Raw genomic sequence first — 12147 nt, 5'->3', positions numbered from 1 at the left:
GGAGGAGACGGTGACCACCCCGCGCACCCGCACCGACGTGGTGATCCGCACCTACGGCCCGGGCCAGGTCCCGCCGCTACTGGACGTTGTCGCCGACATCTGGGCCGACGCCCACCCCGAACTGGTCGACAACCCCGGCGCCGAGACCGCCGGCCTGTCCGTGCCCGCGCTCCACCGCCAGATCACCGGACACCTCAAGCACTCCGGCTTCGCCCTGGACGTCGCGTACGCGGGCGGCACCCCGGTGGGCTTCGGCTACGCCTTCCCCTGCACCGCCGACTACTGGTTCGGCCCCGGCCTGGTCGACCAGGTCCCCGAAGGCGCCCGCACCCAACGACTGATGGGACTGTGCGAGCTCGCCGTCCGGCCACCCTGGCAGTCCCGGGGCATCGGCTCGCGACTGCACGCCGAACTCCTCAAGGCCATCGCCCCGCAGTGGGCCTCGCTACTCGCACTGCCCTCCAACCAGCGCGGCCAGGACCTCTACGCCCGGCTCGGCTACCAATACGCCGGCCCCTACAGCAACGAACCCGGCGGCCCCGAGTACGACCTGCTGCTCCTGCACGTCGAAGACGCGTCCTGAACCGGCGTACTCGCCGGGAGTCGGGCGGGACCGGAGCTGACAGCGCTGACCTGGGGCTCGCGGTGGATACTGGCCCCGTCAGCCGTACGCTGCGGCCCGGCCATCGGCCCGCTCGATGGCCTCCTGGCCCAACCGGCTGACTGTGTCCTCGCCCAGGTGCTCCACCAGCCGTTCCTCCAGGCGGTCGGCGAGCTGCTCCGCCATCTCTTCGAAGAGCAGGTCGGACTCGCCGGCCATTTTCAGCAGCAGGCCAGCCACGATCGCCTCACCCGCGGTGAGCACGGCCAGCGGCGCGTCGGTGGCAGTGAGCAGCGCTTCCAGTTCTTCCAGGCATCCGCGCTGCTCCGCGCCGAGTTCCTCTCGCAGCGCACCGGCCAGTTGTCGGCGGCCCCACGCCGATGGCGCGCGACCGCCCGCTTCCTCGAGGCTGAAGCCGTGCTCGCCGGGATGGCCGCGTGGCAAGTCGCACAGCTCATCGTCGTCGGTGCTCTTGGTATCGCAGTCGTCCAGATGCTTCAGCTCACGCAGCCCCGGCGCCCACCTCAGCCACCAGTTCGCGTCCTCCCTGCCGCAGGATTGGCCGATGGCTACATGCGGGCCGCGATGGCACTCCTGGAGCTCACAGGCGACGTCCTCCTCGACTTCAAGGGCTGCCTGCGGCAGCGCCGTCAGCTGTTCGTGCTCGTCTGCGGTCAGGGCGAGCTGTGCACCGCACCGGGGATAGAGATTCGTCATGCCCGGCACGTTAGGGACAGGCTCCGACACCGGATGGGCTGAATGGCCCACCCGGGTCACCTGCAAGAGTGCCCGCTGTCCCCTGTATGGCGGCGTCGACCCATGGCCAACCTGCCACCGGGACGTCGTCTTTTAGACGGTCGGCGCGCTCTTTGCTGGGGGATCGGTGTGGTGGCGCAGTCGTGGCCACAGCGGGTTGTGGGCGAGTTCCTCCAGCAGGATCGCGGCGACGGCCGGATCAACGATGCGCAGCCGGGAGCTCTCCTTGTCAGGTCGGGGACGACGTACTCGGCCAGCACCTGGCCGTGGACGCCGGGCAGTCCCGGTTCGCAGCACACCCGCCACACGAGGTTGAGAGCGGCAGTATCAGTCAGCGCCCTCGCCCAGGTGCGGAGCATCTCCTCCGTCCAGATCGCACCGCCGTACCCGGGGTGCTGCCACACCACGTCTGCGGGCAGCCGGGGCGGCATCTGTGGCGCGCTGGGCTCGGGTAAGTGCCCGTATGCGGCCAGCACGGTGCGCATGGCGTTCTCGTAGGAGTCGACCTCGGTGTCGATCGTGAACTTCAACGTCCCTCCCCGGACAGGCTCCCGGGAGGCTACCCGGCGACACGGCGGCTGTCCGGCCGTCGCGGCCGAACTGGTCGCTTCCGACGTCGCGGCGGGGGTGTCGGTCGGACGCTGTCATGGCACGTACGTACGATCGCGGGTATGCCAGACACTGACGACGCCCCCGCCTTCCCCTGGTCACCTGAACTGCTCCAGGCCCAGGTCGACTATTTCGCTGGGTTCGTCGAGCTGGAGGCGCTGGAGCGGCCGACGTTCGTGGACGACTACCCGCCGGGCGTGCTGGCCAAGGAGCAGGAGCTGCGGGCCAAGGTGATCGCGGCTTCGGAGCGGATCCATGCGGACCCGTTCTGGAAGGACCACACCGGCACCGATCGCCTGGCGGCGGAGATGGCGCTGAAGAAGGCCGCGAAGAAGCAACTCGGTGCGGCGGCTGATCGAGCGTGAGCTCGCCGGCGTCACTGCTCAGGCGGCGAGGGCGTTGCGGAGGGCTTGCACGGCGGGCTCGCGGTGGTGCTGGGCGGGGATGGACTGGTAGAGGTCGGTGGCCCGGGCGCGGATGAGCCCGGTGCGGTAGCCGGCCGGGAGCATGGTGAGGGCGGCGGTGGCCTGGCGGCAGGCTTGTTCGGTGTCGCCGTCGTGGTGGGTGCAGGCTGCGGCGTCGATGGTCAGCAGGGTGCGGGTCATGCTGCTGGTCGGCGCGGACAGCGCGAGCGCCCGGTCCTGGCTCTCCCTGGCCCGCCGGGTGTCGCCCAGCGCGGTGAGCGCGTGGCTGAGGTGGACGTGGTGTTTCTGTTCGCAGTGCCCGAACCAGGTGTCGGCCCGCTGCTCACCGGCCAGCTGCTCCATGAGCCGGTCCGCGTCGGCGAGCGCCTCGCGGGCCTGGTCCTCCTGGTGGGCGAGGGCGTAGGCGCGGGCGGCGACGGCGGCCGCCAGGGTCGCGGCTGCGGTGGGTGCGGTGCCGGCGGTGCGGCGGGCCTGTTCGGCGAGGTGGGCGGCGGCTTTGGGGGAGCCGTAGTTCAGCCCGACCATGGCTTCGCGGGCTGTCACCCAGGCGTGCAGCTGGCGGTCGCCGGATTCGCCGGCGGCGTGGGCGGCGGTGGCGAACCACGCGCGGGCCTCCCGCCGACTCCCGAGGTCATGAAGCACGATCGCGGTCATGCCCGCCATCTGCCCGGCGGTCCGGCACAGCCTGGCCCGTACCGCGACCGGCTGCGGGACAGCGAGCAGCGGGGGAATGTCGGCGAAGTCGGTGACGAGGTCGGCCAGCACCGCCGTGGGGGCCTGGCCGTGGTAACCGTAGCCGTAGTGTTCGGCGGCGGCTTCCAGGTCGGACAGGTCGGCCGGATCGGCGGCGAGCGTGTGGTCGAAGGTGCTGCGGGAGGCGGTCAGGGCGGCGATCGCCGGAGCAGTAAGTCCAGCGGCCAGAACGCCGCGCAGCAGCTCACGGCGCTTCATGGGGTCATCTCCATCTGGGGGCTCCGGACTGGGGGCGATGGCGGCGGTGTCTTCCCAGGGTCGCGCAGCAAGCCCCAGGAGGGCACCGGGAATCCGAAGACCATCCGAGATCCGCTCCACCGTGTCGAACCCGGTCACCGCAGCGTCCCCACGGGCCACTTTGCTGACCCGCTCGCTCTTCATCCCGCAGGCCTCCGCGATGCGGTTGAAGCTGACTGCCTGGTTGGCCATGGCGAAGACGACACCGAAGTCCCGGGCCTGGAGGGCTCGCAGGAACGCCGGGTCGGATAACAGCCGGCGGGGCAGCTGAGCTGGTGACGACGGTAAGTCCACGGTGTCCCCCGACTCCCACGGCACGTGACGACTCGTCACCTATGACGATACCCACCGTGGGGGCCCCTTCGTGGGGTTATCGCCCGCTGTCCCGCTCGCTTCACTGACGGGTGTCCGATCCATTCCCGGGCCGCGCCGGGACCCCTACTCCAGCGCGGCCCACCTCTCGAAGGAGGACACGATGTCGACACCCACCCCGCCCCCGGCAAGGGGCCTGCTGCGGTCCCGGCGCCTGATCACCACCGCCCGCGGCCGCAACACGCTGCTGGGCGACGGCGGCGGCACCGGCAAGGGCGACGGCAACGACTAGTCGGAGCCGAAGCCAGCGATGACGAACATGTCGATCGCGGAGCGCCTGGGCGAGGACTTCCTCGCCCAGGCGCTGCACCGCGACTACCGCCACATCCCCGAAGCCGTCGATGTCGCCGGGCTGATGACCTGGGACGACCTGGACCGCATCCTGACCCAGCACCGCCTGGAGCCGCCCCGGCTGCGGCTGGCCCGCGACGGCAAGACGCTGCCGCTGTCGGACTACGCCACGCCCGTGGCAACCCGCCGCCACACCGTGTGGCACCGCCTCCAGCCCGCCGGCCTCCACCCACTGCTCGCAGACGGAGCCTCCCTCGCCCTCGATGGCGCCGACCAACTCCACCGGCCCCTGGCCCGGCTCGCCGAAGACCTCGAGCGCACCTTCCGTACAGACGTCCGCGCGAACCTCTACGCCTCCTGGACCGCCACTCAGGGCTTCGGCACCCACTGGGACGATCACGCGGTCCTGGTCCTCCAGCTGGACGGCGCCAAACGCTGGCGGCTGTTCGGCCCCACCCGACCGGCCCCGCTGTTCCGCGACACCGAGCTCCCGCCCGAACCGCCGGCGGAACCGCTCGCCGACCTGGTGCTGCACCCGGGAGACCTGCTCTACGTACCGCGCGGCTGGTGGCACTCGGTCGCCGCCGACCAGGGCGGCCCCAGCCTGCACGTCACGTTCGGGTTCGAGCCCCACACCCCGGTCACCCTGCTCGACTGGCTCGCCGAACAGCTCACCGGGCACGAGGAATTCCGCGCCGACCTGCCCCTGCTCGACAACCCCGACGTCCAGGCCGCGACCGTACGCGGGCTGCGCAAGCTGCTCCTGGCGGAGCTGGACGACCCGCAGCTGCTGGCCCGGTACGCCGCCGCGATGGACGGCCGCTCCGTGGGGCGGCTGGCCCCGAGCCTGCCGTACGTCGGCGGCGTCCCCGCCGACCCGGGCCTGCGGGTCCGGCTGACCACCGCCCGCGCCGTCCTCACCACCACCGACGACACTGTGGTGCTCGCTGCTGCCGGCAGCGAATACGAGTTCGCCCCAGCCGCGGAGCCGGTGCTGCGGCCGCTGGTCGACGGCCTGGTCCTCACCCTGGCCGACCTCGCGACCGCCGCCGGCCTGCCCGTCGACGACGTCGCCGCCCTGATCGGCGAGCTGGTCGTCGGCCAGGCAGCCGTCGTCGGCAACCTGCCGTAGCCAAGCCCGGTGACAGCGGCCACCACTGCCGTCACCGGGCCCGGCCCGGCCGCGGCTGTGCCCGGGGAGGCCGGAAATAGCCGGACCTGCGCCCTGGTCCGGCAGACTGGCCACAGGTCGCCAGACGGCCGTGCAGCCCCCTCGGACCCCGACCGATCACGGGAGACCCCGGTGTACTCGCCCCCCTCGAACCCGGCCGATGAGCAGCGGATGCGTACGCAAGCCGAGCGCGCCGCGCAGGCCCTGAAGGTGACCCTTGGCGGCGGGGAGCCGTTCTGGGGCTGGGACGGCCGCACCCTCGGACGCTCCGGCACTACCGCGACCGGACAGCGGGTGTGGCTGCGGCTCGCAGCCGCTCCGGTGGCCAAGGCCTGCGGCAAGCTGTGGGACGGCGCGGAGGCCGCGCAGCAGGCGTTCGGCGACCTGGACGGATACCGGCCCGCGCTCCTGGCCATCCACGACGCGGAGCACGACGGCACCGCCTACCGGACGGAGCTCAGCGAGCACCTGGACCAGCCGGTCATCTCCGCCGACGCGATCCTGCGCCACCCGCTGGAGCTGCCCGCCGACTGGTGGCCGGCCATCGACGGCGCGCTGGAGAAGGTGGCGGCCGCCGTCACCGACCGCGTCGCGGTCCGCCAGGCCTACATCGACCGCGCCGTCCCGCAGTACCTCGGCATCCTGGCTCCGCCGGTCACCCGCTGGGCGACCGTCCACGGCGACCTGCACTGGGCGAACATCGCCGCCCCCGAACTGCGGCTGCTGGACTGGGAGGCATGGGGGCAAGGTCCGTGGGGATACGACCAGGCCACGCTCTACGCCTACAGCCTCCTGCGGCCCGACGTCGCCGCCCGGGTCCGCGACGCCTTCCCCTTCCTGGGCACCCCGCAGGCGTACGCGGCCGAAGCCGTCGTCTGCGCCGAACTGCTCCAGACCGTCTCCCGGGGGACGAATCTCGACCTCGCCGGACCTCTGCGGACGTGGGCCGACCAACTGCGCGACCGCGGCTGACCAAGCCGACGACGGGTCCTGAACTGCTGGGATTCCTCATCTGGCCCCGGGATAAGGCGCCGAGTTGGGGCCTTGATCAGATGGTGCCCGGCTCATCCGGAATCACATGGGTTCATTTCGCCATTTCGGTGGCAAGCTATGGGCCCGGCCCCGGCCCCTTCTGTCTCCCCCAGGCGAAGATCCGGTGGCTCCGCCCCGCCCCGGCATCAAGGGGGCGGGGCTCTCTTGCGCTCGGCTCAGCCAGCGGAGCGGTTGCCCGGTGCCTTCTTCGACTTCGCCCCGGCCCTCTTCCCCTGCGCCTTCTTCTTCGCGGCCGGGCTGGAGCGGTGGGATTCCGCGGCCTGGATGCTCTGCTCCAGGGCGGCCATCAGGTCCACCAGCCCGTCGTCGACGGGCAGGGTGTCGGGGGCGTGCGGTGGTTCCAGGCCCTCCAGGCGGGCGGTCACGACCTGCTCCAGGGCGTGCCGGTAGACGTCGCGCTGGTCTTCCAGCTGGAAGTCCTCGCTGACCACGGTCATCAGTGAGCGGGCCATCTGCAGCTCCTGGCGGCGCGGCTGCGCAGCCGGCGGCACCGCGACGTCGTCGGCGCCGCGCAGCTCATCGGGCCATAGCAGGGTCTGCATCGCGATCGTCTCGTTCTTCACCCGCAGGACGGCCAGCGATTCGCGCGTGCGCAGGGCGACGCGGACGACGGCCACCAGGCCGCTCTCGCGCATGGCCTCGCGCAGCAGCGCGTACGGTCGCGCGGCGGTCGGGTCGGCGATTCCGAGGTAGTACGGCTTGTTCAGCAGCAGCGGGTCGATGAAGTCGTCGGGCACGAAGGCCAGGACGTCGATCGCCTTCGGCGAGCTCGGCAGCGGCAGGTCCGCGAGGTCGTCGTCGGAGAGCACGACGACCCGGCCGTCGTCGGACTCCCAACCGCGCGCGACTTCCTCGTACGGGACATCCTCGATGCCCTCGCGCTCGCAGTAGCGGTGCAGCCGTACCCGGCCGCCTCCGCACCTGGTGTGGACCTGGTGGAGCGGGACGGAGTGCTGGGCGGTCGCGGCGTGCACGGTCACCGGGATCGTCACCAGGCCCCAGGAGATCGCCAACTTCGAGATGGTCTGCGGCATGATCCCATCGCACTCCCGACCAGCGGTGATCGCACCTCGGGGACCGCCGACGTCCAACCGTCGCTCGCTGAGCGAGTCGCCGGGACTGAAGATCCTCGTACCGCATCTCACCACCCCGCAGTAGCGAGCACCGTCGATGAAGCGAGCCCGTTCACGCCCGGGGGGAGGGCGGGGAACCGGTCGTAGGCGGGATCGCCGGGAAAGGCGATCGATCCATGCTGCCCCTGCGGCTGTGGGCGTCAATCCCCGCGGGGACCGGTCGGCGGGTGCGTGGTTGCCTGAAGGGCCGCGGGGGTGCGTGCTGGTGTGCGCCCTGGTGGGATCCGGCGCAGGGGCGGGATACTGGAGATGGCCGGGCAGGGGTCGTTCACAGCCTGCGCAGGGGGTGACGGATGAGGACCAGGGACGTACGGGTGGGTGCCACGTACATCGTCAACGTGCCGCAGCGCATCCCATCCGCGGTGCGCGACCGGGTGCCGCGTACCCCCGAGGCGTTCGCTGCGGACATGCGGCTGCACCTGCACCGGGGCGGGCGCTTCGACCTGACCGTCACCGACGTGGACCTTCAGGCGCGCACGGTCGACGGGATCGAGTCGGTGACCACCAGCAAGGTCGGATTCCCGCTCACCGAGGGACAGGTGCAGGCGCTGGGGCTGTCGGAGGGCGTCTACCGCATCGAGGGCCTGGTCTACGGCCCGGACGACCGACTGGTGGAGCTGCCCACCACCCTCGCGTACACCGGGCTGCCGATGCGGTGGCTGGACCCGCTGGACACCCCCACTGTCCTCAGCGACCTGTCCGCCGCGTACTACCGCTGGCGGGTCCGCAAGGACGCCACCGGCCTTCAGCTGGAGCTCATCGCCCACGAGGCGGGGGAGATGCTGGAGAGGCAGCGCGAGGTGGCCGCCCGCGCCCTGGACAACTACGACGCCGAAAGCCACCTGCGTGAGGTGGAAGTCCAGGTGGCTGAGTGGCGACGCATCGAGCTGGTGATGCGCGTGAGCGGAGCTGGCCGCTACCGGCCCGAGGATGATCCGGACGTGGGCGAGGACGATCTCAAAGACCCCTTCACCCGGGACACCTAATCGAGATGGTGGACGGCGATGCGGGCGCCGACGAACCGTCCGGCAGCGGCGGCCTCGCGCATGAGGCGGGTCTTGGCGCGCTGGTCGGTGGCGGGGATCCCGGCGAGTCCGATCTTCCCCACGTACATCACGCTCCAGCCGTACTGGGCAACCCCGGCGATCCACTGGGGCGGGGGAGCGATCGTGCCGGTGTAGAAGAGCGTCCCGTCGGGTTCCATGACGGTCAGCTGCGAGACGCCCTCCCCGTGGGCGGGGGTGGTGTAGGTGGCCAGCCACCGGTCCGCTTGGGCGGGTGCCTGGCGCATCCGGCCGACGGGGGAGAAGCCGCGGGCAAGGACGCGGGAAGCGAGGACGTCCAGGAGCTCGGAGCCTGTCCCGGCGCGGAGGAAGACGGGTGCTTCGGGTTCGGCGATGAGGGTGGGCAGGACGGAGCGGCCGTGTTCGACGGTGGCGGCGGTCATCCGCATCGCCATGCCATCGTCCGGCGCGGCCGACGGGACGGGAGAGCCGGCTTCGGGGATCTCCACGACGGCGGAGGCGTGGCAGCGGGCGTGCGCGTACCGCACGTGCGCGACGTGCCCGCCGATCCGTACGACGACGTTGGCCGGCTCGGCAGGGTCGATCTTCTTCTCGCAGGCCAGGCAGATCGCGTTGTTGAGGGTGACGGCCCCGGCCTGGGCGACGCCGTCCGGCCCCAGGACGGTACGCACGTCGGCGCTCATACGGATGTCGGTCATCATCGCTCCCCTGCGGCAGTGCTGCTGTGCAGGTATCCAGCACAGCCGATCGGCGCACGCCGGACAGGGCACTTGGCGGTTTTGACCACCGCGATCACTCCGGTGCTACCAGTCATCCGGAGCGCTTCCCACCCATGCGATGGGCTGGCCGTCGCTGTTGTGCCCCCAGTGTGGTTCCTCTATCGCGGCCGCGTGGCCTTCGTCCAGGACGCAGATCCGTCCCCAACGGCCGTGCTTGCCCGGGCAGATCCCGATGAGCACGGCCGTGTTGCCGTCGCGCACCGCCTGGTCGTAGCGGTCCTGGAAGGGCTGGAGGCAGGCGCGCAGTTCCAGGCCGAACTGTGTCTCCGCCTCCAGGACCTGCGCCCTCACACGCTGTACCTGCGGGTCGGCCAGGACGGCCGAGATGGCTTTCTCCGCCCAGAACGCGTCCATCTCCAAGCGGTGCCGCTGTACGGCCGCCTGCACCCGCTGCTCTTCAGAGCTGTCACCGGTCATCACGCTGCCCCTTCCTCCGCCGCCCACGCCAGCCCGAGGGCCGCCAGCTGCTGGAGCTTGTCCCCGGCGAGCTTGGTGCGCCTCGACTTCGTGTTCGACAGGAACACTCCGAGCTTGATCCCGGTCCCATCTGGCAAAACTTCGACGTGGGAGCGGCTGACGGGCCCCACAGAGCCCGTGCGGGCCTTGTACTGCGCCAGGGCCTCAAGGCCCCGCTCGAAGGCCCCAGAGGCGGCCTTGGACGGCTTCGCGGGTGCTTCCTGCTCCGGGGGGAGCGGCGCGACACCGAGCTGCTCCAGGCGCTCGCGCTGCCCGTCCATCAGCCCCGGCCAGACGTCGTGCTTGCGCTGCTTCTGGAGCCACCGTCCGACGTCCATCCCGTGGACCGTGATCCCCGGCAGGACCTCCGTCTGCTGCTCCTGGTCCTCGTCACGCAGCAGCTCCCGCAGGGCCGCGTAGTGCCGCTGCCATTCCGCCGGCCACGCCGGGTCCCAGTCCGGATCGATCTCCTTCAACGAGGCTTCCCACTCCGGGCGATCGGCCAGTGCGCCGGGACGGCGGAGGTTGGACAGCCACTGCCCCACGGGCCGGTCCAGCGCTGTTGCCGCCCGGGGAGCGCACAGCGTCCAGTGCTGCTCGTAGTACACCCGGGCTGCCGCGAGGTTCTCCTGGAACCGCTCATCGGCCAGGCTCCAGACCATGCCGAGCTTTTCCAGCCGCTGTGCGCGCTTGCCGGTCATCTGCCCGGCCCCGTACGCCCTTCGCTGCTCTGCGACCCACTGCCCGAGGGGGTAGGCGCCCTCCTTGTGGTCGTACGGAACCCGGGCGTGAGCCTCACGTTCGGTGAACCGCTTGAGTGCCGCCCAGCCGCGACCCCAATCTTGCCGCTCAGTGTCGATCACGTTGAAGGACACCCACTCTGCGACCATCACCGGATCACGCGGGGCCGCAAAACGCAGCAGCAGGCGGGATTCTTCCTCGCCCTCTTCCGGCTTCGTGCCGATATTCATGGACGGCTGCGCGACGTCCTTCTGCGGTTCCTGCGGAATGGCGAGCAATTCCACGGCCTCTTCATCGTGAGCCCGAAGACCTTCAAGAACCTTCACCAAAGGCCGGTACGAACCGGAGGTGAACATATCCTCGGGCTCTTCTCCCGGCTGGAGAAAAACCGGCACGACCAGGGACGCCAGTTTTCCTTCTCCGGGCTTTTGCCGCAGAGCCCGGCCGATCGCCTGCACGATGTCGTGCGGTGCCCCCTTGGGATCCAGGAGGGCCACCGAGTCCACCGCCCGGATGTCCACACCCTCCCCCAACACGCGGCAGTTCGAGAGCACCGCGCGCCTGGCCGTGGTGCCGAAGCTGCCCAGGACTTCCCGCCGGCGCTCGGGCGCGTGCTCGCCGCACAGCCAGTCCGCCCAGATCGTCGCCGGGTACTTCTCCGGCTGGTCCGCGTGCAGCTTCGCAGCGACGCGCCCCAGCCCCTCCGCATACGCCTGGGCCTCTATCGTCCGGTGGTGGAAGGTGATGCACGTGTTCAGGTCGTGATCCGCCATGGTCCGCAGCAGCGCCGCATGCAACGCCCCGAGCCGCTGCCCCCGCACCTCCTCCCGCCGCCGCTCCTCACCCATCAGCCGCTCCGGAGTGACCAGCGGGTCGGCGAGCTCCACCAAACCCGCGGGGCCGGGCGGAGCCGGCAGGGCGCGAAAAACAAAAAAACGGAGCCTGGCCGAGAACCGCGGCCCGCTCCAGGACGGCAGCACTGGACGCTGTGCCAGAACGACAGCAACTGGACCGGCCCGTGAAAGTGAAGCCCTCAGCCTCCGCCGTCTACTGGCCATTCATCTGGCACCTCGTTGGAAATCGGTGGCCGTAGTAGCGGCCTACATACTGCGTGACGAGACCAGGGCCTCACGGTCCGCAGGACGGTGGGCGCGCGGCCTAACCGGGAAAACAGTGGACGAGGCGCGCAGCACTGGAGCTGCTCAGTGTCTCCCCAGGCTAAGGCACCTCACCGACGAGCACGAGACATGACCTGGCCACACGAAAACCTCGATCAGCTGCCGGGGTGCAGCCCCAGGGTGCGTTCCCTGTAATTTTTGATCAGGCGCCATGCGGGACAAGCCCTCAGCTAGAGGAGGAGCAGCAGTATTGATGCCGACGATAGCTTTCTGAAGAAGCGGAACAGGCGGCGGCTGGCACGGAGATGGGCACGCCCGTTCTGGCGGAGAAATCGGCCCCGTCTAACCGACCCGCAGGCTTTTGTGGTGAGAGGCGCAGGCGGAGACAGTTCGGCCTCCAGCAAGTTGCGGCCATGCTCATCGAAATGCTGCCGGACAAGCTGGGGCCCGGATCGCTTTCCGTCTGGACTACGGCAGGAACCACACTGGGTTGGCAGCGGCGGCCAGCTCGCATGGTGGCGTGAGCCAGGTGGTGGTCGAAGCCGCCAAGTGCCCTGTCCGGCGTGCGCCAGACAAGAGCTGTGCTGGATACCTGCAGCGGCACTGCGGGGGCGATGATGACCGACA

General features: G+C 70.6%; 12 protein-coding genes. 6 read left to right on the top strand and 6 right to left on the bottom strand.

Features of this window, described 5'->3' with window-relative positions; translation table 11 throughout:
• Positions 1-10 precede the first annotated feature (10 nt).
• Positions 11-583 carry a GNAT family N-acetyltransferase gene (locus RWE79_RS00165; protein WP_475937929.1) on the top strand — a complete coding sequence of 191 codons (573 nt, stop codon included), beginning with the start codon at positions 11-13 and terminating at the stop codon, positions 581-583.
• Positions 584-661: 78 nt separating this feature from the next.
• Here RWE79_RS00165 and RWE79_RS00160 read toward each other — a convergent pair whose 3' ends face one another.
• Positions 662-1318, bottom strand: coding sequence for a hypothetical protein (locus RWE79_RS00160; RefSeq protein WP_475937943.1), 657 nt, complete (start codon positions 1316-1318; stop codon positions 662-664).
• Between the two features lie 710 nt (positions 1319-2028).
• On the opposite strand from RWE79_RS00160, the gene RWE79_RS00155 reads away from it, so the two are divergent.
• Positions 2029-2331 (top strand): hypothetical protein, encoded by a 303-nt coding sequence (locus tag RWE79_RS00155; RefSeq protein ID WP_475937931.1) that lies wholly within the window; start codon positions 2029-2031, stop codon positions 2329-2331.
• A gap of 18 nt (positions 2332-2349) precedes the next feature.
• On the opposite strand, the gene RWE79_RS00150 is transcribed toward RWE79_RS00155, so the two are convergent.
• Positions 2350-3675 (bottom strand): hypothetical protein, encoded by a 1326-nt coding sequence (locus RWE79_RS00150; RefSeq protein WP_475937932.1) that lies wholly within the window; start codon positions 3673-3675, stop codon positions 2350-2352.
• 181 nt (positions 3676-3856) lie between these two features.
• Here RWE79_RS00150 and RWE79_RS00145 point away from each other — a divergent pair, with 181 nt between their 5' ends.
• From RWE79_RS00145 to RWE79_RS00135, 3 genes are all read left to right on the top strand, one after another.
• Positions 3857-3985: a hypothetical protein gene (locus RWE79_RS00145; protein ID WP_475937933.1), complete on the top strand. Its 129-nt coding sequence runs from the start codon at positions 3857-3859 to the stop codon at positions 3983-3985.
• An 18-nt stretch (positions 3986-4003) separates the two neighbouring features.
• Positions 4004-5176 (top strand): cupin domain-containing protein, encoded by a 1173-nt coding sequence (locus RWE79_RS00140; RefSeq protein WP_475937942.1) that lies wholly within the window; start codon positions 4004-4006, stop codon positions 5174-5176.
• Positions 5177-5386: 210 nt separating this feature from the next.
• Positions 5387-6187 (top strand): hypothetical protein, encoded by an 801-nt coding sequence (locus RWE79_RS00135; RefSeq protein WP_475937935.1) that lies wholly within the window; start codon positions 5387-5389, stop codon positions 6185-6187.
• Positions 6188-6423: 236 nt separating this feature from the next.
• On the opposite strand, the gene ku is transcribed toward RWE79_RS00135, so the two are convergent.
• Positions 6424-7302 carry a non-homologous end joining protein Ku gene (gene ku / locus RWE79_RS00130; RefSeq protein ID WP_475937936.1) on the bottom strand — a complete coding sequence of 293 codons (879 nt, stop codon included), beginning with the start codon at positions 7300-7302 and terminating at the stop codon, positions 6424-6426.
• A gap of 392 nt (positions 7303-7694) precedes the next feature.
• On the opposite strand from ku, the gene RWE79_RS00125 reads away from it, so the two are divergent.
• The gene (locus RWE79_RS00125) at positions 7695-8387 is read left to right on the top strand and encodes a hypothetical protein (protein WP_475937937.1); all 693 of its coding nucleotides are present in this window, start codon (positions 7695-7697) and stop codon (positions 8385-8387) included.
• Here the strand turns inward: RWE79_RS00125 and RWE79_RS00120 are convergent.
• The 3 genes from RWE79_RS00120 to RWE79_RS00110 all read right to left on the bottom strand — a co-directional run bounded on the left by RWE79_RS00120 (position 8384) and on the right by RWE79_RS00110 (position 11289).
• A complete protein-coding gene (locus tag RWE79_RS00120) occupies positions 8384-9124 on the bottom strand; it encodes a hypothetical protein (protein WP_475937941.1) in 741 nt (246 codons plus the stop codon). The two genes, RWE79_RS00125 and RWE79_RS00120, sit on opposite strands and share 4 nt — an antisense overlap.
• Positions 9125-9229: 105 nt before the next feature.
• Positions 9230-9622 carry a hypothetical protein gene (locus tag RWE79_RS00115; RefSeq protein ID WP_475937940.1) on the bottom strand — a complete coding sequence of 131 codons (393 nt, stop codon included), beginning with the start codon at positions 9620-9622 and terminating at the stop codon, positions 9230-9232.
• Entirely contained in the window at positions 9622-11289 is a 1668-nt protein-coding gene (locus tag RWE79_RS00110; protein ID WP_475937939.1) for a helicase associated domain-containing protein, read from the bottom strand. The genes RWE79_RS00115 and RWE79_RS00110 overlap by 1 nt, the downstream gene beginning before the upstream one ends.
• Positions 11290-12147 lie beyond the last annotated feature (858 nt).

It is taken from the genome of Streptomyces sp. RLA131, from assembly GCF_056270125.1.
This window is presented reverse-complemented; position numbering and strand designations above follow the sequence as displayed.

Bases quoted from the DNA above. Each gene is read 5' to 3' on its own strand.
- ku (WP_475937936.1), bottom strand. From the start codon at position 7,302: ATGCCGCAGACCATCTCGAAGTTGGCGATCTCCTGGGGCCTGGTGACG.
- RWE79_RS00115 (WP_475937940.1), bottom strand. From the start codon at position 9,622: ATGACCGGTGACAGCTCTGAAGAGCAGCGGGTGCAGGCGGCCGTACAG.
- RWE79_RS00135 (WP_475937935.1), top strand. From the start codon at position 5,387: ATGCGTACGCAAGCCGAGCGCGCCGCGCAGGCCCTGAAGGTGACCCTT.
- RWE79_RS00125 (WP_475937937.1), top strand. From the start codon at position 7,695: ATGAGGACCAGGGACGTACGGGTGGGTGCCACGTACATCGTCAACGTG.
- RWE79_RS00155 (WP_475937931.1), top strand. From the start codon at position 2,029: ATGCCAGACACTGACGACGCCCCCGCCTTCCCCTGGTCACCTGAACTG.
- RWE79_RS00140 (WP_475937942.1), top strand. From the start codon at position 4,004: ATGACGAACATGTCGATCGCGGAGCGCCTGGGCGAGGACTTCCTCGCC.
- RWE79_RS00160 (WP_475937943.1), bottom strand. From the start codon at position 1,318: ATGACGAATCTCTATCCCCGGTGCGGTGCACAGCTCGCCCTGACCGCA.
- RWE79_RS00120 (WP_475937941.1), bottom strand. From the start codon at position 9,124: ATGACCGACATCCGTATGAGCGCCGACGTGCGTACCGTCCTGGGGCCG.
- RWE79_RS00145 (WP_475937933.1), top strand. From the start codon at position 3,857: ATGTCGACACCCACCCCGCCCCCGGCAAGGGGCCTGCTGCGGTCCCGG.